Here is a 26,267-nt window from a genome sequence, read left to right on the forward strand (position 1 = left end):
GTCCCGTGATGGTTCTTGCTCATTTCTTCCTACGCATACTTACGGACTTCTTTTCCGGGACGCCGGATTCCGTTACAGAACGAGTACGGACGGGTGCGTTTTGGTGGCAGACTGCGGCCCCTGGGGTTCGGGGGCCCCGGCGACGCAGCACGCAGACGACAGCGCTGACCACGCGCACACCATTGCGATGGGGAGGGCAGGACTAGTGACCGCAGAAGCCAGCGGTTCCGTGGTGCGCCGCATCCTCCTGGGCTCACAGCTCAGGCGACTCCGAGAATCCCGCGGCATCACCCGTGAGGCGGCCGGCTACTCGATCCGCGCATCCGAATCGAAGATCAGCCGCTTGGAGTTGGGAAGGGTGAGCTTCAAGGCCCGGGACGTCGAAGACCTCCTGACGCTCTACGGAGTCACGGACGGCGCGGAGCGGGAGTCCCTCCTCGGCCTGGTCCGCGAGGCCAACGCGGCCGGCTGGTGGCACAGTTACGGCGACGTGCTGCCCGGCTGGTTCCAGACGTACATCGGCCTCGAAGGCGCCGCCTCCCTCATCCGCATCTACGAGGTCCAGTTCGTCCACGGGCTGCTCCAGACGGAGGCCTACGCCCAGGCCGTCGTCAAGCGCGGCATGCCGGACGCCTCCCCGGCCGAGATCGACCGCCGCGTCGCGCTGCGCCTGGAGCGCCAGAAGGTCCTGGTCTCCGAGAACGCCCCGGTCTTCCACGCCGTCCTCGACGAGGCCGCGCTGCGCCGCCCCTACGGCGACCGCGACGTGATGCGCGGCCAGCTGGAGCACCTCATCGAGGTCTCCCAGCGCCCCAACGTCCAGCTCCAGGTGATGCCCTTCTCCTTCGGCGGCCACGCGGGTGAGAGCGGCGCGTTCACCCTGCTGCGCTTCCCGGAGTCCGACCTCCAGGACATCGTCTATCTGGAACAGCTCACCAGCGCCCTCTACCTGGACAAGGACGAGGAAGTGGCGCAGTACGCCCGGGCGATGGAGCGGCTCCAGGCGGACTGCCCCGATCCCGACCGGACCCGCGATCTCCTGCGCGGTCTCCTTCAACTGTCTTGATTCGCACGTACTATGACGTCTGATCAGTGCATGACGACGACCGATCGGTCTCCGGTGCAGCGCACGGGTGCGCGCTCGCAGTAAGGGATGGCATGTCCATATTCGACGACCTGGCCCACCAGTACATCGATGGCGAATGGCTGCCCGGCGCCGGTTCGTGGGACATCATCGACGTCAACCCCTACAACGGCGAGAAGCTCGCCGCCATCACCGCGGCCACGGTCGAGCAGGTCGACCAGGCCTACCGCGCCGCCGAACGCGCGCAGCGGGAGTGGGCCGCCACCAGCCCCTACGCGAGACGCGCCGTCCTGGAGCGGGCCCTTCGGATCACCGAGGACCGCCGGAAGGAGATCGTCGAGGCGATGATCGACGAGCTCGGCGGGACCCGTCCCAAGGCCGAGTACGAGGTCCACCTCGCGATGGAGTTCATCCGCGAGGCGATCCAGCTGGCCATCCGCCCCGAAGGCCGGATCCTGCCCTCGCCGGTCGAGGGCAAGGAGAACCGGGTCCAGCGCCTCCCGGTCGGCGTGATCGCCGTCATCAGCCCGTTCAACTTCCCGTTCCTGGTGACCATGAAGTCGGTCGCCCCCGCGCTCGCGCTCGGCAACGCCGTCGTCATCAAGCCGAACCAGAACGCCCCCGTGGTGGGCGGCGGGGTCATCGCCAAGATCTTCGAGGACGCCGGGCTCCCAGCCGGTCTGCTCAACGTCCTGGTCACCGACATCGCCGAGATAGGCGACGCGATCCTCACCCACCCCGTCCCCAAGGTCATCTCCTTCGCCGGTTCCGACCGGGTCGGGCGGCACGTGGGCTCCGTCGCCGCCCGCCACTTCAAGCGGACCGTCCTCGAACTCAGCGGCAACAGCGCCCTGGTCGTCCTGGACGACGCCGACCTCGACTACGCCGTCGACGCGGCCGTGTTCAGCCGCTTCGTGTACCAGGGCCAGGTCTGCATGGCGGCCAACCGGATCCTGGTGGACGCCTCCGTCGCCGAGGAGTTCACCGAGAAGTTCACGGCGCGCGTACGCGGCCTCAAGACCGGTGACCCGCACGAGGCCGACACCCACATCGGCCCCCTCATCAACTCCTTCCAGGCCGACGCCCTGACCGCCCTCGTGGACCGGGCGGTCGAGGAGGGCGCGCAGGCGCTCGTACGCGGTTCTACGCGCGGCAACCTCGTCGAACCGACGGTGCTGGCCGGGCTCCCCGAGGACTCCCCGCTCCTGGGCCAGGAGATCTTCGGCCCGGTGGCGCTGCTGGTGGTGTTCGACGGCGAGGACGAGGCCGTCCGGCTCACGAACGCCACCCCTTACGGGCTCAGCGGCGCCGTGCACACGCGGGACGTGGAGCGCGGGGTGCGGTTCGCCCAGCGGATCGAGACCGGGATGATCCACGTCAACGACTCCACCATCGGCGACGAGCCGCTGGCGGCCTTCGGCGGCGAGAAGGCCTCGGGCCTGGGCCGGCTGAACGGCGAGGCGACGGTGGAGGCCTTCACCACCCAGAAGTGGATCTCGGTCCAGCACGGCCGGACGCACTTCCCCTTCTGACGGCCGGGCGGCCTTGCCGTTCCGACGGCCGGGCAGCCCCGTCCGCCGGGCGGGCCGCCCCTTCCGACGGCCGGGCGGCGGCCGCCGGCCGGTCCGGGCGCGGTCCGTTCCGCTTCCCGTTCTACACTCGGCCGGGCAAGCGTCAGGCGGGAACGTCCGGGGGAGAGCCGAGTTGAGCAACATACCGGAGACCGGGCGGACCCCCCGGGTCCAGAACCGACTGGTGATCATCCAGGTGGTGGTCTTCTCGCTGCTGCTCACCCTCGGCGGACGTCTCTGGTACCTCCAGATACGCAACGGCCAGGAGTACACGGACGAGGCGAAGAACAACAACACCCAGCAGGTGGTCCAGCCCGCCGTGCGCGGCTCCATCCTCGACGACCGCGGCGTCGCCCTGGCCGACAACGAGACCCGCATGGTGGTCTCCGCCAGCCGCACCGACCTGTCGAAGATGAAGGACCGGGGCAAGGGCGTCCTGACCCGCCTCGCGGGAGTCCTGGGCCTGCCGGCCGAGGACGTGGTCAACAGCGTCCGGCTCTGCGACGCCAAGACCCCCAAGCCCTGCTGGAACGGCTCCCCGTACCAGCCGATCCCGGTCACCGACGAGGCGACCACCGACCAGGTCCTGGAGATACGCGAGCACGCCGAGCAGTTCCCCGGCATCACCGCCGAGCCCACCGCCTTGCGCCGCTACGCCGCCCCCGACCAGGCCAACACCTCCCAGGTGCTCGGCTACCTCTCGCCGGTCACCGACGAGGAGATCAAGAAGGCCAAGAACACCGACTCCCCCTACCTGCGCTCCGACCAGGTGGGCCGCTCCGGCCTGGAGCGCACGTACGACAAGGAGCTGCGCGGCAAGGCGGGCATCACCCGCTACGAGGTGGACAACCTCGGCCGGGTCATCGGCGAGGGCGTGAGCGTGAAGCCGCAGCCCGGCTCGAACATCGTCACCTCGATCGACTCGCGCGTGCAGGCGGTCGCCGAGCGCGAGCTGAACAACGCCATGGTCGAGGCCCGCAAGACGTACGACAAGAACACCAACAGCAACTACAAGGCCGACTCGGGCGCCGTCGTGGTCATGGAGGCCAAGACCGGCCGGATCGTCGCGATGGCCTCCAACCCGACCTACGACCCCAACGCCTGGGTCGGCGGGATATCGGCCAAGGACTACAAGGCGCTCACCGACAAGGACTCCAACTACCCGCTGCTGAACCGGGCGATCCAGGGGCAGGCCGCACCCGGCTCGATCTTCAAGGTGGTCTCCTCGACGGCCGCGGTGAACGCCGGGTACCCCTTCAACGGCCGCTACGGCTGCCCCAGCTCGTACCGGGTCGGGAACCAGACCTTCACCAACTTCGAGTCGCAGGGCTACGGCGACATCACCATCGGCAAGGCCCTCGAAGTCTCCTGCGACACCGTGTACTACGGCATCGCGGACCAGGAGTGGAAGAACGACGGCGGCATCAAGCCGAAGAAGGACCCGGCCGACTGGTTCTTCAAGACGGCCCACGAGTTCGGCCTGGGCAAGCCCACCGGCATCGACCTGCCCAACGAGGTCCCGGGCCGGGTCCCCGACCGGCAGTGGAAGAAGGACTTCTTCGAGGCGAACAAGGCCGCCTGGTGCCGCGACGGCAAGAAGGACGGCACGTTCGCGGAGAAGATCGCCTACGAGAACTGCCGCCAGGGCAACCAGCTCCGCGAGGGCGACGCGATCAATTACTCCATCGGCCAGGGCGACACCCTCGTCACGCCGGTGCAGATGGCCTCCGTCTACGCGGCCATCGCCAACGGCGGCACGCTGCACCAGCCCAGCATCGGCAAGGCGGTCGTCAGCGCCGACGGGACCTCGGTCAAGGAGATCGCGCCGAAGGAGCAGGGCCGCCTGCCGATGGATGCCGACACCCGTGACGACATCGACGAGGCCCTGGCCTCCGTCGTGACGAACGGCAGCGCCGCCTGGCGCTTCGGCGGCTGGCCCCAGAAGCAGATCCCGATGCACGCCAAGACCGGCACCGCCGAGGTCCAGGGCAAGCAGACCACCTCGTGGTTCGCCTCGTACACCGCGGACTACTCGATCGTGATGACGATCTCGCAGGGCGGCACCGGCTCCGGCGCCTCGGGACCCGCCGTCCGCAACATCTACGAGGCGATGTACGGGCTCGACGACGCGGGCAGGCAGGACCTCTCCAAGGCGCTCCTCCCGCAGCCGCGCACGGCCCTCCCGGCGATCCGCCCCGACGCCCCGTGACACCCGCCCGGCGGGACGCGATCGAGGACGGAACCTGACCGCAAGCCTGCGTAGCGTGGTTCTCGTCAGCAAGAGAGCACCAGCACACGAGGCGGTCGGTCAGCATGGTCACTCACGTTCCCGCGGAAGCCCACGGCGACGAGCGCGGCGCGCTCCTGTCCTTCGTGGAGGCCCAGCGCGGCGGCATCCGCCGCTCCGTGCTCGGCCTCAGCGAGGAGCAGGCGGCGAGCCGCCCGAGCGCGAGCGAGCTGTCGCTGTCGGGGCTGCTCAAGCACTGCGCGGAGTGCGAGCTCAACTGGCTGCGGATGGCGCAGCAGCGGCCGAACGAGCGCCAGCGCACCGAGGAGACCTGGGGCGACTCCTTCCGGCTCGTCGGGGAGGAGACGGTCGCGGAGGTCCTGGCCTTCTGGGACGACGTGGCGGCGCAGACGGCCGAGTTCGTCGCGGGCCTGGACAGCCTGAACGAGACCTTCCCGCTGCCCGACGCGCCGTGGTTCCCCAAGGACGGCAAGGTGTCGATGCGCTGGCTGCTGCTGCACCTGATCGAGGAGTTCGCCCGGCACGCCGGCCACGCCGACGTCGTGCGCGAGTCCCTGGACGGCAAGACGGCCTTCGAGCTGGTGGCCCTCGCCTCCAGGCCCGAGTAGCGGCCCCCGCGGGCGGGACTTGCACCTCACGTCGCGTGAGGACCCACAGTGGAGGGCGTACCCAACCAGAGGAGCGGAAGCGATGGGCTACTCCGTGGGCCAGGTCGCCGGTTTCGCCGGAGTGACGGTGCGCACGCTGCACCACTACGACGAGATCGGCCTGCTCAGCCCGAGCGGGCGCAGCGGGGCGGGACACCGGCGGTACGACGACGCCGACCTCGACCGGCTGCAGCGGATCCTGTTCTACCGGGAGCTCGGCTTCCCGCTCGAAGAGGTCGCGGTCCTGCTGGACGACCCGGAATCGGACCCGAGGGAGCACCTGCGCCGGCAGCACGCCCTCCTGTCCGACCGGATCGACCGGCTCCAGCGGATGGCCAAGGCCGTTGAGCACGCCATGGAGGCGCACCAGATGGGAATCAACCTCACGCCCGAGGAGAAGTTCGAGGTCTTCGGGGACAAGGACCCGGAGCAGTACGCGGAGGAGGCCGAGCGGCGCTGGGGCGGCACCGACTCCTACCGGGAGTCGCAGCGCCGGGCGGCCTCGTACACGAAGGACGACTGGAAGCGGATGCAGGCCGAGGCCGCCGACTGGGGTGCCCGCTACGCGGCCCTGATGGAGGCCGGGGAGGCCCCCGAGGGGGAGCGGGCCATGGCCATGGCGGAGGAGCACCGGCAGCACATCTCGAAGTGGTTCTACGACTGCCCGTACGAGATGCACTCGTGCCTGGGCGGGATGTACGTCTCGGACGAGCGCTTCAAGGCGTTCTACGACGCCATGCGGCCCGGGCTCGCGGAGCACCTGCGGGACGCGATCCTGGCCAACGCGGTGCGCGCCGTGTGACGCACGTCGTCTCCCGTACCGCCCCCTCCCGGTCCCTGGAACCCGGCGGGGGCGGTGTGCGTTCATAATTGAAACCACCCGTGGTTTGAAACCACCCGTGCCGCGCGCCGCGCAGCGGACGTCCCCCGATCCAGGAGAGCCCGGAACTCGTGTACACGCTTGCGCTCGCCCCTGAGTGGCTGTCCCCGGACTATCTGATCTCGCACTTCGGCCTGGTCGGCATCCTGGTCATCGTCTTCGCCGAGTCGGGGCTGTTCGCGTTCCTCCCCGGTGACTCCCTGCTGTTCACGGCGGGCCTGTTCACCGCGAGCGGTGACATCAGCGAGCCGCTGTGGCTGGTCTGCACACTGATCGTGGCCGCCGCGATCCTCGGTGACCAGGTGGGCTACCTGATCGGCAAGTTCTTCGGGCCCAAGCTGTTCAGCCGGCCGAACTCCAGGCTGTTCAAGCGGGAGAACCTCGACGCGGCGCACGACTTCATGGACAAGCACGGCCCCAAGGCCATCGTGCTCGCCCGTTTCGTCCCGATCATCCGTACGTTCGCGCCCATGGTCGCGGGCGCCGGCGCGATGAAGTACCGCACCTTCCTGGCGTTCAACATCATCGGCGGCACCGTGTGGGGCGCGGGCGTGACGCTGCTCGGGTACAACCTGGGCCAGTTCGACTTCATCAAGAACAACATCGAGGCGATCTTCATCGGCATCGTCCTCGTCTCGGTGATCCCGGTGATCTTCGAGGTGCTCAAGGCGCGCAAGCAGAAGAAGGGCGCCGGCGCCGGGGCTCCGGCCGCCGTGGGCCGCCAGCGGGAGGCCGAACCCCAGACCTCCGGCCGCGGCCGCCACGCCAAGCGCTGAGCCCCCGCACCGATCCGCACGACGTACGACGGCGCCCCGGAGAGCCAAGGCCTCCGGGGCGCCGTCGCGTGCGGTGACGGGCCTCAGAAGCCGCGGGTGCGCTTCGCCGCCCGGCGGGTGGCCGCGCTCGCGGCCCCCGGGATGCGCATGAACAGCCGCGAGGTCTCGGACCCCAGGTTCACGCCGATGGCGATGGCCAGGGCGATGGCGGCTGCGTTCACGAGCGAGGCGAGGCCCTCGCTCAGCCGGTTCTCGGCGATCAGCAGCAGCCCGTAGTAGGTCGCCGAGCCCGGCAGCAGCGGGCCGATGGCCGCCGTCGTGTAGGGCAGCGCGGAGGCGAAGCGGTAGCGGGAGAAGAGCTGTCCGAACAGGCCGACCAGCCCGGCCGCGATGGCGGTGGAGGGCACGGGCGGGATGTTGCCCGCGTAGTGCAGGGCGCCGAACGTCACCCAGGCGACCCCGCCGTTCAAGGTCACGATCCCCACGGTGGAGCGTTCCTGCTGGAGCAGGATCGCGAAGGTGAACACCAGCACCATCGAGGCCGCGATCTGGATCAGCGGCCGCTGCGTGATCAGCAGCACCTCGTCCGGATTGGGCTTGGCGTGCAGCTGGAGCCCGACGTACAGCACCACCAGCACGCCCATGATGATCCCGATGAAGAGGTACATCACCTCCAGCAACCGGGCGGAGGCGGTGATGTAGAAACCGGTCAGGCCGTCCTGCACGGCCGCGACCAGGGCCCGTCCCGGCAGCAGGGCGAACAGCCCACCGGTGATCACCGCGGAGGCGCGCACGTCGATGTCGGCGAGTTTCAGCGCCACGCCGATCGCGGCGGGAGGCATCGCGGCCACCACGAACTGGTAGAACTCCGGCAGCCCGCGTCCGGCGCAGAGCCAGGCCAGCCGGTCGCCCAGGACCGCGCCGACCGCGGCGGCGACGAAGACGAACACACCACCGCCGACCAGGGTGGAGGCGGCCCCGGCGAGCAGCCCGGCGGCGGCCGTGAGCACCCAGCCGGGGTACGGGTGCCGGTTGCGGCGGATCTCCGCGAGGCGCCGGTAGGCCTCCTCCAGGGAGACGTCGACCTCGTGGGCGCTGATGTCGTCCACCAGGCGGTAGACGGCCGCGAGGCGGGTGTAGTCGGTGCCCCGGCGGCGTACGGTCCGGCTCGCCGAGACCGGGTCGTCCACCAGGGAGGGCTGGTGGGTGATCGAGAGCAGGGTGAAGGTGACCGTGGGCTCGCAGCGGTCCAGCCCGTAGCTGCGGGCCACGGCGAACATGGCGGCCTCGACGTCCTCGGCCCCCTCGCCGCCCGCCAGGAGCAGCTCGCCGATGCGCAGCGTGAGGTCGAGTACGCGGCCCACGGCGGGCCCGGCCTCGCTCTGCTTCTGCACCGGCTCCGGGACGGGCCGGACGTCCACCGGCATGCGCAGCATGGTGCGCATGCGGTCCTGCCACGGCGACTGCGTCATCGCGGCCACCGGGAAGCCCTGGCCGGGGGTGTACGCGGGAGGGGAGTGCTGGGCGCTGTAGGTGGCCGGGGGAGCGAAAGCGGAACCCTCGGGCTCGGCGGGCAGGGCGGCCATGCCGTCGGGGACGGCGAACTCCGAGGTCGGCTGGTCCTCTTCCGGCGCGTCGGGGGCCGTCCCGGCCGGCCGGGCGAATGCGCTGTGCGCCTCGTCGGACGTGGGCTTCCTGTCCTCTGCCCCGTCGGCCTCCGCCACGCGTCCTCCAGTCAACGATCACCAGCGGTATCAGTATGCGGAATCGTTTCCTCCCCGGCGAAAGCGGAGTCCCGGACACGACGACGGGCGGCGCCCCCTGAGGGGGCACCGCCCGCGGTGTCACAGGGGCGGCGGGACGTCCCGCTCACCCACGTCCGAGCACAGGGCTCAGTGGTGGCCGCCCTGGGCCTCCAGGCGCTTGTACGAGGCCTCGATCTCGGCCTCGGCCTCGGCGCGGCCCACCCAGTTGGCGCCCTCGACCGACTTGCCCGGCTCCAGGTCCTTGTAGACCTCGAAGAAGTGCTGGATCTCCAGGCGGTCGAACTCGGAGACGTGGTGGATGTCGCGCAGATGCTCCACGCGCGGGTCGGAGGCCGGCACGCACAGCAGCTTGTCGTCGCCGCCCGCCTCGTCCGTCATGCGGAACATGCCGATCGCGCGGCACTTGATCAGGCAGCCCGGGAAGGTCGGCTCGTCCAGGATGACCAGGGCGTCCAGCGGGTCGCCGTCCTCACCCAGGGTGTTCTCGACGAAGCCGTAGTCGGCCGGGTAGCTGGTGGAGGTGAACAGGCGACGGTCCAGACGGATCCGGCCGGTCTCGTGGTCCACCTCGTACTTGTTCCGCGAACCCTTGGGGATCTCGATGGTGACGTCGAACTCCACGTCCTGCTCCTCCATGATCAGCTTCATTGCTTCGAGACTGCATTGATTCAGCGCGCCCGTCCGGCCCAGCCCAACCGGGTGGGTGCCATGCTCGCGGCAAGACGCAATGGTTAAGTGTCCCTCACGCATATGTGTGATCGCGAAAGGGGCTGGTCCGAGGTGCCTCCGGTCAAGACGTGGCAGCTCATCGCGGGGTCGGCCGTCGCCGGCCTCGCCCTTTCGGCCGTGACGGTGGCCGCCGCGGGTCCGTGGGACTCCGGCCAGCGTAAGGCCGAGCGGGACAGGGCCGCCTCCTGGAGCCTCACGGGTGGCGCAGATCACGCGGCGGGGTCGCTTCCGCAGCCCGCCCCGAGCGCGCCCGGCGTGCTCGCCGGGGTCGGTCCGGGCGCCCTGCGCAAGGCCGGGGCGCCCGATCCCGGTGCTCTGGCGGCCGCGCTGGAGCCCCTGTTGGCCGACCCCGCCCTGGGCACCGCCCGCACCGCCTCCGTCGTGGACGCGGTGACGGGGCAGGTGCTGTACGAGTCCGGGCCGCGCGAGGCCATGACCCCGGCCTCCACCGTCAAGATCGCCACCGCTTCGGCCGCGCTGGCCGCGCTGGGGCCCGAGTACCGGATCCGCACCACGGTGGTCCCCGGAGCAGCGCCCGGGCAGGTCGTCCTGGTCGGCGGCGGCGACCCCTCGCTCACCGCGATGAAGAAGAACCCCGCCGGATCGGGCGGCAGCCTCGTCGCGCTCGCCGCCGACGCCGCCCAGGCTCTCAAGGCCGCCGGCACCGACTCGGTGACCCTGGGCTACGACGACTCCCTCTACAGCGGCCCCGTCCGCCATCCGATCGGCGAGAACGTGAACCTCGCCCCCGTCACCGCCCTCATGGCCGACGAGGGCCGGCCCGGCGAGTCGCCCTCGGGCCCGGTCGAGCGGAGCAAGGACCCGGCGCGGGACACCGCCGGCTCCTTCGCCGCCCTGCTCAAGGAACGCGGCATCAAGGTCACCGCCGACCCGGCGAGAGCCAAGGCGCCCGCGGGCGCCCAGCCACTGGCCACCACCCTGTCCGCCCCGCTCGGCGCCCTCGTCGAGCGGATGCTGACCAACAGCGACAACGACATCGCCGAGGCGCTCGCCCGCCAGACGGCCATCGCCTCCGGCCAGCCCGCCAGCTTCGAGGGTGCCGAGAAGGCCGTAACCGCGCGGCTCGCCTCCCTCGGCGTCGACACCGCGGGCGCCCGCTTCGCCGACGGCAGCGGCCTCAACCGCGCCGACAAGGTCAGCAGCGCCCTGCTCACCAGCCTCCTCGCCCGCGCCGCCGACCCGCAGCGGCCCGAGCTGCGGCCGGTCCTCACCGGCCTCCCCGTCGCCGGATTCACCGGCACCCTGCGCACCCGTAACTCCGGCGGCTCCCAGGCCGCCGGCCTGGTCAGGGCCAAGACGGGCACCCTGACCGGCGTGAACGCCCTCGCCGGGACCGTCGTGGCCCCCTCGGGACGGCTGCTGGCCTTCGCCTTCCTGAGCGCCGAGGCCCCCGACGGCCCGACCGCCGAGCGTGGCCTGGACAGGCTGGCGGCCGCGGTGGCGGCCGCACCGTAGCCGCGGCGGGCCGTGGCCGCCCGCGCCGAGGGGATCCCGTGGACGGGCCGGTCCACGTACGGTTGACGCATGACGAGCATCGGTGGTGCGGAGATGGTCGACTGGAACCTCGCGGTGGCGACCGCGATCCGGCTGGTCCGGCCCGGCCCGGAGGTCAGCAGGGACGAGGCCCGGGCCGTGGTGGCGGAGCTGCGCGAGCACGCCAGGACGTCGGAACGGCACGTGCGCGACTTCACCCGGATGATGGGTGCGCTGCCCGAGGGCACCACCGTCCACGACACGCCCGTCCTGGTCGTCGACCGGGCCGGATGGGTCCGTGCCAACGTGGCCGGCTTCCGGGAGCTGCTGGCCCCGCTGCTCGGCAAGATGCGGGAGCGCCGCGGCAACTCCCCCGGCGGCGCCGTCTTGGGCGCGGTGGGCGGCAAGGTCACCGGCGTCGAGCTGGGCATGCTGCTGAGCTTCCTGGCCTCCCGGGTGCTCGGCCAGTACGAGACCTTCGCGCCCGCGACGCTCGACCTGCCGGGCTCGGCCCAGGGCGGCGGCCGGCTGCTGCTCGTCGCCCCGAACATCGTGCACGTCGAGCGGGAGCTGGCGGTGAACCCGCACGACTTCCGGCTGTGGGTGTGCCTGCACGAGGAGACCCACCGTACGCAGTTCACGGCCGTCCCGTGGCTGCGCGCTCACCTGGAGGGCGAGATCCAGACGTTCCTCGGGGCCACCGAGATGGACCCGATGACGGTGCTGGAACGGCTGCGCGAGGCCGCCCAGTCCTTCGCCGGGGCCCGTCCCGACTCCGAGCAGGGCGACGAGGGCCGGTCGCTGGTCGACCTGGTGCAGACCCCGGAGCAGCGCGAGGTGCTGGCCCGGCTCACCGCCGTGATGTCGCTGCTGGAGGGCCACGCCGACTTCGTGATGGACGGCGTGGGGCCGGAGGTGGTGCCCTCGGTGGCCGAGATCCGGGAGAAGTTCCAGCAGCGGCGGGCCAGCGGGGCGGGCCGCCTCGACGCCGCGCTGCGCAAGGTGCTGGGCCTCGACGCGAAGATGCGCCAGTACCGGGACGGCGAGCGGTTCGTCCGCGCCGTCGTCGGCCAGGTCGGGATGGAGGGCTTCAACCGGGTCTGGACCTCCCCGAACACGCTGCCCACCAAGGCTGAGATCGCCAAGCCCGCGGACTGGGTGGCCCGCGTCCACCGCAAGGGGAGCGAGGGGCGCGACGGGAGCGAGGGGGCGTGAACACGCGCGCGGCGCGGGGCGCATTGCCGCGTCGGGCAGGTGTGAACTTGTCTCGTTGGGGGAAGCAGCATCACCCTTCCGAGGGACCGTGGGCCGTCGAAGGGCGTGCGATGCTCAGGGAACGGCCCGGTTCTGTCACCATCGACGCACTCTGAGTGACATTCGGAGTGGCGGCCGGCATCGGGCGGTTCCCCGCGGGGACCGCCACCGATACCGGGCGGACCGAGGACACCCCTGCGCACCACCCCCACGCCTCCGAGGCATCCGAACTCCACGAAGGGCACCGGACATGGGTCCCCATCCTGCGGTCGCGGCGATACGCCTGGCGGTCCGCCGCGTACTCCACGACATCCTGACCGACCTGACTGACCCGGCGGACCGGGACGGCGCCGCGCCGCTCGTCCTCGTCGCCTGCTCGGGCGGCGCCGACTCCATGGCGCTCGCCTCCGCCCTCGCCTTCGAGGCCCCCAAGCTCGGCGTCCGCGCCGGCGGGGTCACCGTTGACCACGGCCTCCAGCCAGGCTCCGACCTGCGCGCCGCCGAGGTCGTCTCCCGCATGACCGCGCTCCGCCTGGACCCGGTGGAGTCCGTCGCCGTGCGCGTCGGCCGCGACGGCGGGCCCGAGGCCGCCGCCCGCGATGCCCGTTACGCCGCGCTGGACGAGGCCGCGGACCGGCTCGGGGCGGTCGCCGTGCTGCTCGGCCACACGCGTGACGATCAAGCCGAAACCGTCCTGCTGGGCCTGGCCCGGGGCTCGGGCATCCGCTCGCTGTCCGGCATGGCGGAAGTGTCCGGCGGCACCGGCCGCAGCCACCGCTACCGGCGCCCGTTCCTCCACATCGACCGGCAGACCGCCCGCAAGGCCTGCATGGTCCAGTCCCTCCCCGTCTGGGACGACCCGCACAACGCCGACCCCGCCTACACGCGCTCCCGGCTGCGCCACGAGGGACTGCCCGCCCTGGAGAAGGCGCTCGGCAAGGGCGTCGTCGAGGCGCTCGCCCGTACCGCCCAGCTCTCCCGCGACGACGCCGACGCCCTGGACGCCTGGGCCGCCGACGCGGAGACCCGCGTACGCGACGATGACGGCCGCCTGGAGTGCGCGAAGCTGTACGCCCTGCCCCCGGCCGTCCGCCGCCGTGTCCTGCGCCGGGCCGTGGTCGCCGCCGGGTCTCCCGCCGGCTCGCTCTTCGCCCGTCACATCGAGGAAGTCGACCGACTCATCACCGGATGGCGCGGTCAGGGCGCCATCAACCTGCCCGGCCGGGTCGAGGCCCAGCGGCAGGGTGGCAGACTTGTCATCCGGCAGGGCTGATTGGTGCTGAAACGCGGCTGAGTCCTCCGGGGGCACCCACCTCCGGAGTCCCGGCCGACGACGAAAGTGATGCGGGTGGACGAGAAGGACATGGGCGACGACCTCCAGTCGGTGCTCATCACCAAGGAAGAGATCGACGCGAAGCTGGCCGAGCTGGCCGCGAAGATCGACGCGGAGTACGCGGGCAAGGACCTGCTCATCGTCGGTGTGCTCAAGGGCGCCGTGATGGTGATGGCGGACCTGGCGCGCGCCTTGTCCACCCCGCTGACCATGGACTGGATGGCGGTGTCGTCCTACGGCGCCGGGACCCAGTCCTCCGGTGTCGTGCGGATCCTCAAGGACCTGGACACCGACATCAAGGGCAAGCACGTCCTGATCGTCGAGGACATCATCGACTCGGGCCTGACCCTGTCGTGGCTGCTGTCGAACCTGGGCTCCCGCGAGCCGGCCTCCCTGGAGGTCGTCACGCTGCTGCGCAAGCCCGACGCCGCGAAGGTCGCCATCGACGTCCGGTGGGTCGGCTTCGACATCCCGAACGAGTTCGTGGTCGGGTACGGCCTGGACTACGCGGAGAAGTACCGCAACCTGCCGTTCGTCGGCACACTCGCCCCGCACGTCTACGGCGGCTGACCGGCCCGCGGGCCGTGCGGTGACCCCCGTACCCGCCCCCGGGGAACCCGGGGGAAACCCGTGGGCTCCGGGGAACCTGGCGGCGGTTCCCGCCGTTGGACCAGGGGAAGACGGGTCTGTCAGCCGTCCCACGAGGCCGCGGGTGACAATTCAGGGGTACATTCCGAAGAACAGTCTTTACTCACAGCAGCATTTACCTACGGGCAGGAGGGACGGGGCGCCTGGCGTCCCGTATGGATGGACGTGAAGCGATACTTCCGTGGGCCGGTCATGTGGATCGTGCTGGCCGTCCTCGCCGTGGTCGTGTTGATGAACGTCGTCGGCTCCGGCGGCGGCTACAAGTCGGTGGAGACCAGCGAGGTCATCAAGGCGATCAACAGTGGCCAGGTGCAGAGCGCCAAGCTCACCACCGGCGACAGCCAGATGATCAAGATCGAGCTCAAGAAGGACCAGAAGCTCGGCAACAACGACGGCACCAAGTTCCAGGCCAACTACATCGGGGACCAGGGCGTCCAGCTCGCCCAGAACCTCCAGACCAAGTACGAAGCCGGTCAGATCACCGACGGGTACACCGTCTCGCCGGACAAGACCAGCCCGTTCCTGAGCGTGCTGTTCTCGCTGCTCCCGTTCGTCCTCATCGTCGTCGTCTTCTTGTTCCTGATGAACCAGATGCAGGGCGGCGGCTCCCGGGTGATGAACTTCGGGAAGTCCAAGGCCAAGCTCATCACCAAGGACACCCCGAAGACCACGTTCGCCGATGTCGCGGGCTCCGACGAGGCCGTCGAGGAACTCCACGAGATCAAGGAGTTCCTCCAGGAGCCGGCGAAGTTCCAGGCCGTCGGCGCCAAGATCCCCAAGGGTGTGCTGCTCTACGGCCCGCCCGGCACCGGCAAGACCCTGCTCGCGCGTGCCGTCGCGGGCGAGGCCGGTGTTCCCTTCTACTCGATCTCCGGTTCCGACTTCGTCGAGATGTTCGTCGGTGTCGGTGCCTCGCGCGTCCGCGACCTGTTCGAACAGGCCAAGGCGAACGCGCCGGCGATCGTCTTCGTCGACGAGATCGACGCCGTCGGCCGGCACCGCGGTGCGGGTCTCGGCGGCGGTCACGACGAGCGCGAGCAGACCCTCAACCAGCTGCTGGTCGAGATGGACGGCTTCGACGTGAAGGGCGGCGTCATCCTGATCGCCGCCACGAACCGTCCCGACATCCTCGACCCGGCGCTGCTGCGCCCGGGCCGCTTCGACCGGCAGATCGCGGTCGACCGTCCGGACATGCAGGGCCGTCTGGAGATCCTCAAGGTCCACCAGAAGGGCAAGCCGGTCGCACCGGACGTCGACCTCTCGGCCGTCGCCCGCCGCACCCCCGGCTTCACGGGTGCCGATCTGTCCAACGTTCTGAACGAGGCCGCGCTGCTCACGGCCCGCTCGAACAAGAAGCTGATCGACAACCACATGCTGGACGAGGCGATCGACCGCGTCGTGGCGGGCCCGCAGAAGCGGACCCGGATCATGTCGGACCGGGAAAAGAAGATCACCGCGTACCACGAGGGCGGTCACGCCCTGGTCGCGGCGGCCTCCCCGAACTCCGACCCGGTCCACAAGATCACGATCCTGTCCCGCGGCCGGGCCCTGGGTTACACCATGGTCCTGCCCGACGAGGACAAGTACTCGACCACGCGCAACGAGATGCTCGACCAGCTCGCGTACATGCTGGGCGGGCGCGCGGCCGAGGAACTGGTCTTCCACGACCCGACCACGGGCGCGGCGAACGACATCGAGAAGGCCACCGCCACGGCGCGGGCCATGGTCACCCAGTACGGCATGACCGAGCGGCTGGGCGCGATCAAGTTCGGCGGCGACAACACCGAACCGTTCCTGGGCCGCGAGATGTCGCACCCGCGGGACTACTCGGAAGAGGTCGCGGCGCTGGTCGACGAAGAGGTCAAGAAGCTCATCGAGACCGCGCACAACGAGGCCTGGGAGATCCTGGTCGAGAACCGGGACGTCCTGGACAACCTCGTGCTGGCGCTGCTGGAGAAGGAGACGCTGGGCAAGGAGGAGATCGCGGAGATCTTCTCCACGATCGTGAAGCGCCCGGCCCGTCCGGCGTGGACCGGTTCCGCCCGCCGTACCCCCTCCACCCGTCCGCCGGTGCTCTCTCCGAAGGAGCTCCAGCTGACGAACTCGGCGAACGGCGCCTCGGCGGCGTCGCCCGCGGTGTCGGTGGAGAAGGCCCCCGAGGCCTCTCCGGAGGACCGCGCCGAGTAGTCGGTGCGGGCCGAAGGGCCCCGGAATGCGTGCCGCGCCCCCCAGGTTCTAGCCTGGGGGGCGCGGCACTTTCACCTGTCCGCGAGCGCTGTGCACACAGGAACGAGGAAGAGATGACCGACCCAGTGACCCTGACCGGTGGCGAGGGCAGGATCGGCGAGTTCGACGAGAAGCGCGCCGAGGCGGCCGTGCGCGAGCTCCTGATCGCGGTCGGTGAGGATCCGGACCGTGAGGGCCTGCTGGAGACGCCGGCCCGTGTGGCGCGCTCGTACAGGGAGATATTCGCCGGCCTGTGGCAGAAGCCGGAGGAGGTCCTGACGACGACGTTCGACCTGGGCCACGACGAGATGGTCCTGGTGAAGGACATCGAGGTCATGTCGAGCTGTGAGCACCACCTGGTCCCGTTCCACGGTGTCGCGCACGTCGGCTACATCCCGTCGGCGGACGGCAAGATCACCGGCCTGTCGAAGCTCGCCCGCCTCGTGGACGTCTACGCCCGGCGCCCGCAGGTGCAGGAGCGGCTGACGACGCAGGTCGCCGACTCGCTCATGGAGATCCTCGAGCCGCGCGGCGTCATCGTGGTCATCGAGTGCGAGCACATGTGCATGACGATGCGCGGTGTCCGCAAGCCCGGCGCGAAGACCATCACCTCGGCGGTCCGCGGCCAGCTCCGCGACCCGGCGACCCGCAACGAGGCGATGAGCCTGATCATGGCGCGCTGACCCCTCGGCCGGTCCCGCACGGGACCGGCTGCCGGCGTCAGGCGCGGGCCTGGGACCGGGGGTCGGCGTCGTCGTCCTCGGGGAGTTTCAGGACGTGCTCCAGGAACAGGGCCGCCGCGATGACCGCGGCGCCCGCCAGGACGGATCCGCCCGCGTACCAGGCCTGGTCGCGGCGGGCGGGGACGTCGAGGGAGTCGGTCAGCAGGAACACGCCGACGCCCCCGTACATGCCGGCGACGAGGGCCGCGACGAGGGCGCTGGCTTGCCCGAACACCACTGCTCGGGCCGCCATCAACGGCTCGACGCCCTTGGCCCCCGGTCGGCGCTCGCGCTGCGCCTTGAGCCGGCTGCGCATCGACAGTCCCGTCGCGAAGAGGATCACCGCGATCACCGCGAGGACGATCGGCGCCGCCAGGGGGACGCCCGGGAGGGTGCCGTACGTGTTCCAGAGCCGGGCGCCCGCCCAGGACAGCACCCCGGCGACCACGAAGATGCCCGCCAGGACCGCCGGCCTCAGTTGCTTCACGTGCCCGTTCCCCGCTTTCTGAGCCGCTTTCCGTCAGCAGTGAACAGGCTAACGACTACTCGGGGAGGTGGAGTTCCAGATCCGGGCGCGGCGCGACGCCGGTGAGGCCGATTCCGGCCAGCAGCGCGGAGACCGCTCCACGGCCCGGGATCCGGGCCTCGGCGTCGATGTCGTGCCACGGCGCGAGCACGAAGGCCCGCTGGTGGGCCCGCGGGTGCGGGAGGGTCAGGGCGGGATCGTCCGAGACGACATCGGCGTACGCGACGATGTCGACGTCGATCGTGCGCGGCCCCCAGCGCTCCTCGCGGACGCGGTCGAAGGCCTCCTCGATGGCGTGCCCGCGCTCCAGCAGGGAGGAGGGGGGCAGGGTGGTCTTCACGGTGACGACCGCGTTCAGGTACGAGGGCTGCGAGCCGGGCGCGACGCCCCACGGCTCGGTCTCGTAGACGGGCGAGACGCCCTTGACCCGCAGTCCCGGGGTGTCGCCGAGGGCGTCGATGGCGCCCTGGAGCGTCTCCAGGCGGTTGCCGAGGTTCGCGCCGAGCGCGATGACGGCCCATTTCGGGTTGGACAGCGTCGTGTCCGCCGCGTCGACCGCCTCCACCACCGAGGCGGGCACGGGCTGGACGGTCGGGTCGCTCTGGGCGTTGAGTCCGTTGTTCATGCGCGGCTCCGGGTGATCGTGATGGTCACGTCGTCGAAGGGGACGGTGATCGGCGCGTCCGGCTTGTGGACGACGACCTCGACCTGCGCCACCGCTTCGTGCTTGAGGCACTGCTGGGCGATCCGCTCGGCGAGGGTCTCGATCAGGTCGACCGGCTCTCCCTGGACCACGTCGACGACTTCCTCGGCCACCACCCCGTAGTGCACGGTCTTGGCCAGGTCGTCGTCAGCCGCCGCGGGACGGGCGTCGATGTGCAGCACCAGGTCGACGATGAAGGTCTGGCCTTCCTCGCGTTCCCGGGGGAAGACGCCGTGGTGCCCGCGAGCCTTGAGGCCGCGCAGCGCGACACGATCCACGCGAATCACTCCTGTTTCGTAGGTGCTTCCGGTCCCGGGACTCCCCGGGGCCATGGGCCTACGCCGAGTGCGGTCGGCGTCGTCCACCTTCGAATTTACCTGCGATAAACCTCGGGCCCCGCCCATGGGGTCAGTCGGTGTCCCCTTCGTCCTCATCTTCGGAGTCCGTAAGGACCGGGGATCCGTGGTGGGACCACAGGCGCCAGCCTTCGGATGTGCGTCGGAACACATTCGTGGCGACGACCAGCTGGCCGACCAGCGGGCCCAGCTCCCCGCCGTCCTCGGCGGGGCCGCCGCTGAGGATGTTCTCGGTACAGGTGACCAGCGCGGTGTCGCCGAGCACGGCCACCTTGGTGTCGGTGAGGAAGAACTGGATGTACTCCGTGTGGGACATGATCAGGGCGTACGAGCGCAGCACCTCGCCGCGGCCGGAGAGCACCGGCCAGCCGGGGTGCACGCAGGAGATCTCGTCCTCCAGCCAGAGTGCCGACAGTGCGTCGAAGTCCCCCTGCTCCATGGCCTCGTAGAAGGCGGTGTTGATCTCTTCGACGGCCTCGATGTCGGTACGGCTCACCGTGCCCCTTCCCGGTCGGTCTGACGGATCACAGTGCCCCTTCCACGGCTCGGGCCACCCGAACCGCGTCCGCGCTCGCCCGTACCTCGTGGACCCGTACCGCCCAGGCGCCCTGGTGGGCGGCGATGGCGGACACGGCGGCCGTGGCGGCGTCCCGCTCCCGGGCGGGCGGCGGGGCGCCGCCCTCGGGCCCGGCCAGGACCCGACCGAGGAAACGCTTCCGCGAGGCGGCGACCAGCAGCGGGAAGCCCAGCTCCCGCAGCTCGCTCAGGTGGGCGACGAGGGCCAGGTCGTGCTCGGCGTTCTTCGCGAAGCCCAGTCCCGGGTCGACCACGAGCCGCTCGGGCGCGATGCCGCCGGCGACGACGGCGTCGATGCGGTCGCGCAGTTCGGCGCAGACCTCGGCGAGGACGTCCCCGTAGACGGCGAGGCTGTTCATGCCGGCGCTGAAACCGCGCCAGTGCATGACCACGAACGGCACCTCGGCGGCGGCCACGGCCGGGATCATGCCGGGGTCGGCGAGCCCGCCGCTGACGTCGTTGACCAGGCGCGCCCCGGCCTCGACGGCCCGGGCCGCGACCTGCGCCCGCATGGTGTCGACGGAGACGACGATCCCCTCGGCGGCCAGGCCGCGCACGACGGGGACGACGCGGCGCAGCTCCTCCTCGGCGTCGACGCGGCTGGCGCCGGGCCGGGTGGACTCCCCGCCGACGTCGACCAGGTCGGCGCCCTGGGCGACGAGATCGAGGCCCCGCTTGACGGCGGCGGTGGTGTCGAACCAGCGGCCGCCGTCGGAGAAGGAGTCGGGGGTGACGTTCACGACGCCCATGACCCCGCAGCGGTCCCACTCCGGCAGGCCCGTCACCCGGCCCCTGGCGGTGGCCCCGTGGTTGGTGTTCATAGCTCAAGGGTAGGGCCCGTCCCCCGGCCGTTCGGCGTACGGGGACGGGCCCTGGGTGGGACGCGAGCGGGAGCTACGCGGCCTGCACCTCGCGCTCTCCCGGCTGGGCCGGTACCGCCGGGCCGTCCGTGTGGGCGCAGGGGCGGACCTGCTTGGGCGGGCGGCGGCTCGCGAAGAGCCGGGGCAGGGCCAGCGTCACGAAGCCCTCGGCCTGCATCACGGCGAAGCCGATGCGGGGCAGGTCGCGGGTCTGCCGGTAGACCATGAAGCGGGGTTCCCAGCGCGGGCGGAACTTCTCGTTGAACTTGTACAGCGACTCGATCTGGAACCAGCGCGACAGGAAGACCAGCAGGCCGCGCCACATCCGCAGCACCGGTCCGGCGCCGATCTTCTCGCCGCGGGCCAGGGCCGCGCGGAACATCGCGAAGTTCAGGGAGACCTTCTCGATGCCGAGATCCGGGCAGGCCCCCAGGGAGGCCACGATCAGCAGCTCGTTCATGCCGGGGTCGGCGGCGCGGTCGCGGCGCATCAGCTCCAGCGACATGCCGTCCTTGCCCCAGGGGACGAAGTGCAGGATGGCCTTGAGGTCGCCGAAGGGGCTGGTGTCGCCCTCCTCCACGCGGTGCGCGGTGGCGATGAAGCAGTCCCCGTCGCCCGGGTCGCCGACCCGGCCCAGCGCCATGGAGAAGCCGCGCTCGGTATCGGTGCCGCGCCAGGCCGCGGCGGCGCCGCGGACCTGCTCCAGTTCCTCCTCGGTCAGCTCGCTGACCCGGCGGACCTTGGTGGTGTAGCCGTTGCGCTCGATGCGCTTGACCATCTGGCGGACGTTGCGCATGGCGCGTCCGGCGAGCGAGAAGTCTTTGACGTCGACGATCGCCTCGTCACCGAGTTCCAGGGCGTCCAGGCCGGTCTCGCGCGTCCAGACCTCGCCGCCGGTCTCGCTGCACCCCACGACGGCCGGGGTCCAGGAGTGGGCCTTGGCCTCCTCCATGAACCGCTCGATGGCGCCGGGCCACGCCTCGACGTCGCCGACCGGGTCGCCGGAGGCGAGCATCACGCCGGAGACGACGCGGTAGGTGACGGCGGCCTTGCCGCTGGGGGAGAAGACGACGGCCTTGTCGCGGCGCAGCGCGAAGTGGCCGAGCGAGTCGCGGCCGCCGTGCTTGGCCAGCAGCTCGCGCAGCTTCGCCTCGTCGTCGGCGGTGAGCCGGGCGGCCGGGTGTTCGGGCCGGAAGGCCAGGTAGATGGTGGTGACGGCGGTCAGCATGCCGAGCGCGCCGAGGGAGTAGCCGACGGTCCAGGAGACGCGGCCCGCGTACTCGACCGGGCCCTCGAAGCCGAAGAGCCCGTAGACGACGTGCGTGATCTGCTCGTACAGGCTCGGGTTGCCGACGACCTTGTTCGGGTGGACGTTGACGATGACCAGGCCGAGGCCGATGGAGCCGGCGCTGAGCAGGACGAAGTTGGCCAGCGCCTTCCAGCGGCTGCGCGGGTCCGGGAGCGCCTTGAATTCACTCTGGTGGCGCAGCAGCAGGGCCAGGAGCACCGCCGCGATGATCACGCCGATGAAGGAGTGCCGGTATGTGAATTGCGCCACGGCGCCCGCGGGCAGCAGGACGACCGCGGCCCGCCAGGCACGCCGCTTGCGCCGCTTGAGGCCGTGGGCCAGCAGCAGGATCAGTACGCCCGCACTGATGGACAGCGCGGCGGCGAACGGACCCAGGGAGCCGGGCAGCACCTCGGTGAACGAGTGGAACCGGCTGTGCCGGAATCGCGGGAAGACACCTGCCGCGATGTCCAGAAGGCCGACGATCATGACGGCCGTACCTACCAGGCCGGGCACCGACTCCGGCTGGGGTCCGCGGAAGATTCGGCGGACCGCCTTCGGAACCTGTCCCGACTTATCGCCATCTATCCTGCTAGACATCGCTTCCCGTTGCTCCGCGAGAGATCATGTGGCCGAAGGCCGCGACAGCCTCCGGAGTGTGGTGCGTCCCCTAGGACGACATCAAGGGCGAGCGGGTTCACTCTTCCGTCGAGAAAAAACCAGTCCTGCCACCAGAAAGTCGACTGACTGCTCATGGGTCTCACCAGTAATACGGTTCTGGTCCTGGCCATCATCCTCGGTGTGCTGCTGTTCGCGGCCACCGTGTGGTTCTGGCCGCGGCTCTCGGGCCGCACCTGGCGTGCGTTGCTCGGCCGGATCGGCCTCCTGCTCGTGACCCAGCTGGCGCTCTTCGCGGCGGTCGGCCTGGCGGCGAACAAGTCCTTCCTCTTCTACGGTTCCTGGGCCGACCTGTTCGGCCAGCAGACGTCCATGGGCAAGGTCGTCGACCACTCGATGAGCACCAAGGACATCAAGGTCGTCGACAAGCAGAGCCTGGACGTGCCCGGCGGCGCCAAGCCTCAGGTCGGTGGTCAGATCCTGAAGGTTGCCATAACCGGCCCCAAGTCGAAGATAACGAGCCCCGGGTACGTGTGGCTGCCGCCGGAGTACTTCCAGCCGCACTACAAGAACAAGAACTTCCCGGCCTCCATCGTGCTGACGGGCTACCCGGGCACGGCCGAAAACCTGATCAAAGGGCTGAACTACCCGATGACGGCCTTCAAGCAGGCCAAAGCGGGCAAGATGCAGCCGATGATCCTCGTGATGCTGCGCCCGACGATCGCGCCCCCGCGCGACACGGAGTGCGTGGACATCCCGGGCGGCCCGCAGACCGAGACCTTCTTCGCGCAGGACCTGCCGCAGGCCATCCAGACCACCTTCCGGGTGGGCAAGAAGCCGCAGAACATGGGCTTCATCGGCAACTCCACGGGCGGCTACTGCGCCTTGAAGATCGCCGCGCACTACCCGCAGACCTTCGGTGCCGGTGTGGGCCTGTCCGCGTACTACCAGGCCGCCGACGACCCGACGACCGGTGACCTGTTCAAGGGCGACGACAAGCTCAAGAAGCGCGCCGACATCCTGCACAGCATCGAGCACAAGAAGCCGGCCGGTACGTCCTTCCTCGTCACGACCAGCGAGAAGGGCGAGGACAACCTCGGCGACACCATGAAGTTCATCAAGCTGGTCAAGGGCTCCGACCGGGTCTCTTCGATCATCCTCGACAGCGGCGGCCACAACTTCAACACCTGGCGCCGCGAGATCGCGCCGATGCTGGTGTGGCTGAGCGGCCGGATGCAGGCCTGAGGTGGGCCGCCGGCGGGGTTCCGGCGGGGGAAGCGAGGAGGGTGACCGGCCCTGAAGGCCGGTCACCCTCCTTTTGCGTCCAGGCCCTCCGAGCCAGCCTTCACGCCCTCGGAGCCTGGCTCACGCCCCCTGGAGCCGGCCTCACGCCCGCTGGCGCCTGGCTCACGCCTCCTGGAGCCGGGCCCGGCGCAGCGCCCGGTGCACGGACTCGGGGGTCAGTACGCCGAGCAGCGCGCCGGAGTCCGGGTCCTTGACCCCGATCCGGCCGGAGTCCTCCTGGAGCAGGGCCGCGAGCGCCTCGCGCAACGTGGCCCCCAGCGCGATGTCGGCGGCCGGGGCGGCGCCGTCCGCCGGGGACAGGTCGGCCGCGTCGACGGGGGTGACCGCGAGGCGCTTGAGGCCGCGGTCGGCGCCGACGAAGGAGGCCACGTACTCGGTGGCGGGAGCGGCCAGCACCACAGCCGGGCGGGCGAACTGCTCGATGGTGCCCGCTCCGTAGACGGCGATGCGGTCGCCGAGCCGGATCGCCTCCTCCAGGTCGTGGGTGACCAGCAGGATCGTCTTGCGCACGGTGCGCTGGAGCTCCAGGAACTCGTTCTGGAGGTGCTCGCGCACCACCGGGTCCACCGCGCCGAACGGCTCGTCCATCAGCAGCACCGGCGGATCGGCGGCCAGCGCGCGGGCCACGCCGACCCGCTGGCGCTGGCCGCCCGACAGCTGCTCCGGGTAGCGGTCGCCGTACACCGACGGGTCCAGCCCGACGAGTTCGAGGAGCTCGGCGGCGCGGGCGCGGGCCTTGGCCTTGGGAGTGCCGATGAGCTGGGGCACGGTGGCGGTGTTCTCCAGCACCGTCCTGTGCGGGAACAGCCCGACCTGCTGGATGACGTAGCCGATGCGCCGCCGCAGTTCGACGGGATCGGCGGCGCAGACGTCCTCGCCGTCCAGCAGGATCCGGCCGGAGGTCGGCTCGATGAGCCGGTTCACCATCTTCATGGTGGTCGTCTTGCCGCAGCCGGAGGGGCCGACCAGCGTGACCAGCTCACCCTCCGCCACCTCGAAGGACAGGTCCTCGACGGCCGTGGTCCCGTCGGGGTAGCGCTTGGTCACATGCTCGAATCGGATCACCTCGCCATCTTTCCTCAACCCGGGGGCAAGGTGTGTGAAGGGCGTGTTGCCTCGGTGCGAAGGATTCCGGCCATTGTCGGTGCCGGGGGTTATGGTCGGTTCCGGCCGTGTCCCCGCGCTACGGGGGCCTTGATCGAAAACGTATGCGTCCGGTGAGGGGGGGCAGGGTGGACAAGCGGAACTGCCTCGTGGACAACGACTGGCTCTGCTGGGAGTACGTCACCTCCCGCTCCCGGGAACTCACCGACGCCACCGTCCAGCACGTCTGGATCACCGCCGTCTCGGTGCTGATCGGTCTCGCCGTGTCGGTGCCGCTCGCGCTGCTGGCCCGCCGGGGCCGCCGCTGGGCCGCGCCCGTCCTCGGTCTGACCACCCTGCTCTACACGGTCCCGTCCCTCGCCATGTTCTCGCTGCTGCTGCCGTTCTTCGGGCTCTCGGCGGCGCTGGTGGTGACCGGGCTGGTGCTGTACTCGCTGACCATCCTCGTCCGCAACGTGATGGCCGGTCTGGAGGCCGTGCCGCAGGAGGTACGGGAGGCGGCGCTCGGGATGGGATACGGGCCGGGCCGCTTGCTGTGGCAGGTCGAGCTGCCGCTGGCGCTGCCCGCGCTGCTGGCCGGAGTACGGATCGCCACCGTGTCCACCGTGGCGCTGACGACCGTCGGCTCCATCGTGGGCAAGGGCGGGCTGGGCAACCTCATCGCTCCCGCCGTCAACAGCTCCTTCAAGGCGCAGGTGCTCACCGCCTCCGTGCTGTGCGTGCTGCTCGCGCTGGTGGCGGACCTGCTGCTGCTCGGCCTGCAGCGGCTGCTCACGCCCTGGACCCGGGCGGGCCGCGTGCGCAAGGCGGCGACCCCGGACGTTCCCGTACCCGTCCCGGCCGAGGGGGCCTGAGCCATGGGCGTACTGGGCGGGACGTGGGACTGGCTGGCGGACGGCGCCAACTGGGCCGGCGAGAACGGCGTCTGGCACCGGCTCGGCGAGCACGTGTACGTCAGCGGGATCGCGCTGGCCATCGCCTGCGCGGTGGCGCTGCCCCTCGGCCTGTGGCTCGGCCACCTCGGCAAGGGCGGCACCCTCGCGGTGAACGTGTCCAACGCCGGCCGGGCCGTCCCGGTCTTCGCCGTGCTGGCCCTGTTCATGGTCTCGCCGCTGCGCAGCGCCGGCTATCTGCCGACCGTCATCGCGCTCGTGCTGTTCGCGGTCCCCCCGTTGCTGACCAACGCCTACGTGGGCATGCGCGAGGTCGACCGCTCGGTGGTCGAGGCGGCCCGGGGCATGGGCATGTCCGGGGTCCAGCTCTTCCTGCGGGTGGAACTGCCTCTCGCCCGCAGGCTGGTGATGACGGGGCTGCGCTCGGGCGCCGTCCAGGTCATCGCCACCGCCACGATCGCGGCGATGGTCGGCCAGGGCGGTCTGGGCCGGATCATCACCGCCGGGTTCAACACGTACAACACCCCGCAGGTGGTGGCGGGCGCCGTACTCGTGGCGCTGCTGGCCCTGCTGGTGGAGGGGGCGCTGGTGGCGGCGGACAGGCTGCTGCCGCGCCACCCGTCGGCGGCCCGCTGATCCCACCGCTCGACCCCGATGCCT

At 70.8% G+C, this 26,267-nt stretch carries 24 protein-coding genes; 15 read left to right on the forward strand and 9 right to left on the reverse strand.

The features are described from left to right. Positions 1–187: 187 nt before the first annotated feature. The 6 genes from ACIA6C_RS21300 (at position 188) to ACIA6C_RS21325 (ending at position 7,206) form a co-directional block, all read left to right on the forward strand. Positions 188–1,066 (forward strand): helix-turn-helix domain-containing protein, encoded by an 879-nt coding sequence (locus tag ACIA6C_RS21300; RefSeq protein ID WP_399277908.1) that lies wholly within the window; start codon positions 188–190, stop codon positions 1,064–1,066. A 92-nt stretch (positions 1,067–1,158) separates the two neighbouring features. Further along, the gene (locus ACIA6C_RS21305; protein WP_399277910.1) at positions 1,159–2,616 is read left to right on the forward strand and encodes an aldehyde dehydrogenase family protein; all 1,458 of its coding nucleotides are present in this window, start codon (positions 1,159–1,161) and stop codon (positions 2,614–2,616) included. Positions 2,617–2,788: 172 nt separating this feature from the next. Next, on the forward strand, positions 2,789–4,864 hold the full coding sequence (mrdA, locus tag ACIA6C_RS21310) for a penicillin-binding protein 2 (RefSeq protein ID WP_399277912.1): 2,076 nt from the start codon (positions 2,789–2,791) through the stop codon (positions 4,862–4,864). A gap of 104 nt (positions 4,865–4,968) precedes the next feature. Continuing rightward, complete coding sequence (locus ACIA6C_RS21315) at positions 4,969–5,511, forward strand: DinB family protein (RefSeq protein ID WP_399277914.1); 543 nt, start codon at positions 4,969–4,971, stop codon at positions 5,509–5,511. Positions 5,512–5,593: 82 nt separating this feature from the next. After that, positions 5,594–6,352, forward strand: coding sequence for a MerR family transcriptional regulator (locus ACIA6C_RS21320; RefSeq protein ID WP_399277917.1), 759 nt, complete (start codon positions 5,594–5,596; stop codon positions 6,350–6,352). A gap of 149 nt (positions 6,353–6,501) precedes the next feature. Beyond that, positions 6,502–7,206, forward strand: coding sequence for a DedA family protein (locus ACIA6C_RS21325; protein ID WP_399277919.1), 705 nt, complete (start codon positions 6,502–6,504; stop codon positions 7,204–7,206). An 83-nt stretch (positions 7,207–7,289) separates the two neighbouring features. Here ACIA6C_RS21325 and ACIA6C_RS21330 read toward each other — a convergent pair whose 3' ends face one another. Next, positions 7,290–8,930, reverse strand: a complete 1,641-nt coding sequence (locus ACIA6C_RS21330; protein WP_361130050.1) for a threonine/serine exporter family protein — start codon at positions 8,928–8,930, stop codon at positions 7,290–7,292. A gap of 168 nt (positions 8,931–9,098) precedes the next feature. Beyond that, positions 9,099–9,593, reverse strand: a complete 495-nt coding sequence (locus ACIA6C_RS21335; RefSeq protein WP_030031597.1) for an inorganic diphosphatase — start codon at positions 9,591–9,593, stop codon at positions 9,099–9,101. Positions 9,594–9,722: 129 nt separating this feature from the next. Between ACIA6C_RS21335 and dacB the strand changes: the two genes are divergently transcribed. The 6 genes from dacB (at position 9,723) to folE (ending at position 17,339) form a co-directional block, all read left to right on the forward strand. Further along, entirely contained in the window at positions 9,723–11,177 is a 1,455-nt protein-coding gene (gene dacB / locus ACIA6C_RS21340) for a D-alanyl-D-alanine carboxypeptidase/D-alanyl-D-alanine-endopeptidase (RefSeq protein ID WP_399277921.1), read from the forward strand. Between the two features lie 69 nt (positions 11,178–11,246). Beyond that, positions 11,247–12,410, forward strand: a complete 1,164-nt coding sequence (locus tag ACIA6C_RS21345; protein WP_399277923.1) for a zinc-dependent metalloprotease — start codon at positions 11,247–11,249, stop codon at positions 12,408–12,410. A gap of 289 nt (positions 12,411–12,699) precedes the next feature. Then, complete coding sequence (tilS, locus tag ACIA6C_RS21350; protein ID WP_366081612.1) at positions 12,700–13,722, forward strand: tRNA lysidine(34) synthetase TilS; 1,023 nt, start codon at positions 12,700–12,702, stop codon at positions 13,720–13,722. Positions 13,723–13,791: 69 nt separating this feature from the next. Further along, a complete protein-coding gene (gene hpt / locus ACIA6C_RS21355) occupies positions 13,792–14,352 on the forward strand; it encodes a hypoxanthine phosphoribosyltransferase (RefSeq protein ID WP_136216392.1) in 561 nt (186 codons plus the stop codon). 237 nt (positions 14,353–14,589) lie between these two features. Beyond that, entirely contained in the window at positions 14,590–16,617 is a 2,028-nt protein-coding gene (gene ftsH / locus ACIA6C_RS21360; RefSeq protein WP_399277927.1) for an ATP-dependent zinc metalloprotease FtsH, read from the forward strand. A 113-nt stretch (positions 16,618–16,730) separates the two neighbouring features. Next, a complete protein-coding gene (folE, locus tag ACIA6C_RS21365; RefSeq protein WP_361130035.1) occupies positions 16,731–17,339 on the forward strand; it encodes a GTP cyclohydrolase I FolE in 609 nt (202 codons plus the stop codon). A gap of 37 nt (positions 17,340–17,376) precedes the next feature. On the opposite strand, the gene ACIA6C_RS21370 is transcribed toward folE, so the two are convergent. From ACIA6C_RS21370 to ACIA6C_RS21395, 6 genes are all read right to left on the reverse strand, one after another. Further along, positions 17,377–17,865: a DUF3180 domain-containing protein gene (locus ACIA6C_RS21370; protein ID WP_361130032.1), complete on the reverse strand. Its 489-nt coding sequence runs from the start codon at positions 17,863–17,865 to the stop codon at positions 17,377–17,379. 55 nt (positions 17,866–17,920) lie between these two features. Then, complete coding sequence (gene folK, locus ACIA6C_RS21375) at positions 17,921–18,529, reverse strand: 2-amino-4-hydroxy-6-hydroxymethyldihydropteridine diphosphokinase (protein ID WP_399277929.1); 609 nt, start codon at positions 18,527–18,529, stop codon at positions 17,921–17,923. Continuing rightward, complete coding sequence (folB, locus tag ACIA6C_RS21380) at positions 18,526–18,885, reverse strand: dihydroneopterin aldolase (RefSeq protein ID WP_136216387.1); 360 nt, start codon at positions 18,883–18,885, stop codon at positions 18,526–18,528. Before folB ends, folK begins: the two co-directional genes overlap by 4 nt. A gap of 130 nt (positions 18,886–19,015) precedes the next feature. Continuing rightward, on the reverse strand, positions 19,016–19,402 hold the full coding sequence (locus tag ACIA6C_RS21385; protein ID WP_399278032.1) for a nuclear transport factor 2 family protein: 387 nt from the start codon (positions 19,400–19,402) through the stop codon (positions 19,016–19,018). Positions 19,403–19,487: 85 nt separating this feature from the next. Beyond that, entirely contained in the window at positions 19,488–20,360 is an 873-nt protein-coding gene (gene folP, locus ACIA6C_RS21390) for a dihydropteroate synthase (protein ID WP_399277932.1), read from the reverse strand. A gap of 73 nt (positions 20,361–20,433) precedes the next feature. Next, on the reverse strand, positions 20,434–22,287 hold the full coding sequence (locus ACIA6C_RS21395) for a phosphatidylglycerol lysyltransferase domain-containing protein (RefSeq protein ID WP_366081138.1): 1,854 nt from the start codon (positions 22,285–22,287) through the stop codon (positions 20,434–20,436). A 153-nt stretch (positions 22,288–22,440) separates the two neighbouring features. Between ACIA6C_RS21395 and ACIA6C_RS21400 the strand changes: the two genes are divergently transcribed. Continuing rightward, positions 22,441–23,550, forward strand: a complete 1,110-nt coding sequence (locus ACIA6C_RS21400; RefSeq protein ID WP_361130015.1) for an alpha/beta hydrolase-fold protein — start codon at positions 22,441–22,443, stop codon at positions 23,548–23,550. Positions 23,551–23,712: 162 nt separating this feature from the next. Here the strand turns inward: ACIA6C_RS21400 and ACIA6C_RS21405 are convergent, their stop codons facing one another. Then, positions 23,713–24,675, reverse strand: coding sequence for an ABC transporter ATP-binding protein (locus ACIA6C_RS21405; protein ID WP_399277935.1), 963 nt, complete (start codon positions 24,673–24,675; stop codon positions 23,713–23,715). A 167-nt stretch (positions 24,676–24,842) separates the two neighbouring features. On the opposite strand from ACIA6C_RS21405, the gene ACIA6C_RS21410 reads away from it, so the two are divergent. Continuing rightward, entirely contained in the window at positions 24,843–25,568 is a 726-nt protein-coding gene (locus tag ACIA6C_RS21410) for an ABC transporter permease (RefSeq protein WP_399277938.1), read from the forward strand. A 3-nt stretch (positions 25,569–25,571) separates the two neighbouring features. Further along, positions 25,572–26,243: an ABC transporter permease gene (locus tag ACIA6C_RS21415; RefSeq protein WP_399277940.1), complete on the forward strand. Its 672-nt coding sequence runs from the start codon at positions 25,572–25,574 to the stop codon at positions 26,241–26,243. Positions 26,244–26,267: the final 24 nt, after the last annotated feature.

Origin of the sequence: Streptomyces sp. NPDC051578, assembly GCF_044454045.1 — a bacterium.
Taxonomy (GTDB): domain Bacteria; phylum Actinomycetota; class Actinomycetes; order Streptomycetales; family Streptomycetaceae; genus Streptomyces.

Coding starts and splice junctions, on each gene's coding strand:
- tilS (WP_366081612.1), top strand. CDS start 12,700: ATGGGTCCCCATCCTGCGGTCGCGGCGATACGCCTGGCGGTCCGCCGC.
- ACIA6C_RS21395 (WP_366081138.1), bottom strand. CDS start 22,287: ATGTCTAGCAGGATAGATGGCGATAAGTCGGGACAGGTTCCGAAGGCG.
- folP (WP_399277932.1), bottom strand. CDS start 20,360: ATGAACACCAACCACGGGGCCACCGCCAGGGGCCGGGTGACGGGCCTG.
- ACIA6C_RS21385 (WP_399278032.1), bottom strand. CDS start 19,402: ATGGAGCAGGGGGACTTCGACGCACTGTCGGCACTCTGGCTGGAGGAC.
- ACIA6C_RS21315 (WP_399277914.1), top strand. CDS start 4,969: ATGGTCACTCACGTTCCCGCGGAAGCCCACGGCGACGAGCGCGGCGCG.
- ACIA6C_RS21300 (WP_399277908.1), top strand. CDS start 188: ATGGGGAGGGCAGGACTAGTGACCGCAGAAGCCAGCGGTTCCGTGGTG.
- folK (WP_399277929.1), bottom strand. CDS start 18,529: ATGAACAACGGACTCAACGCCCAGAGCGACCCGACCGTCCAGCCCGTG.
- dacB (WP_399277921.1), top strand. CDS start 9,723: ATGTGTGATCGCGAAAGGGGCTGGTCCGAGGTGCCTCCGGTCAAGACG.
- hpt (WP_136216392.1), top strand. CDS start 13,792: ATGCGGGTGGACGAGAAGGACATGGGCGACGACCTCCAGTCGGTGCTC.
- ACIA6C_RS21305 (WP_399277910.1), top strand. CDS start 1,159: ATGTCCATATTCGACGACCTGGCCCACCAGTACATCGATGGCGAATGG.
- ACIA6C_RS21320 (WP_399277917.1), top strand. CDS start 5,594: ATGGGCTACTCCGTGGGCCAGGTCGCCGGTTTCGCCGGAGTGACGGTG.
- ftsH (WP_399277927.1), top strand. CDS start 14,590: ATGGACGTGAAGCGATACTTCCGTGGGCCGGTCATGTGGATCGTGCTG.
- folE (WP_361130035.1), top strand. CDS start 16,731: ATGACCGACCCAGTGACCCTGACCGGTGGCGAGGGCAGGATCGGCGAG.
- ACIA6C_RS21345 (WP_399277923.1), top strand. CDS start 11,247: ATGACGAGCATCGGTGGTGCGGAGATGGTCGACTGGAACCTCGCGGTG.
- ACIA6C_RS21415 (WP_399277940.1), top strand. CDS start 25,572: ATGGGCGTACTGGGCGGGACGTGGGACTGGCTGGCGGACGGCGCCAAC.
- ACIA6C_RS21400 (WP_361130015.1), top strand. CDS start 22,441: ATGGGTCTCACCAGTAATACGGTTCTGGTCCTGGCCATCATCCTCGGT.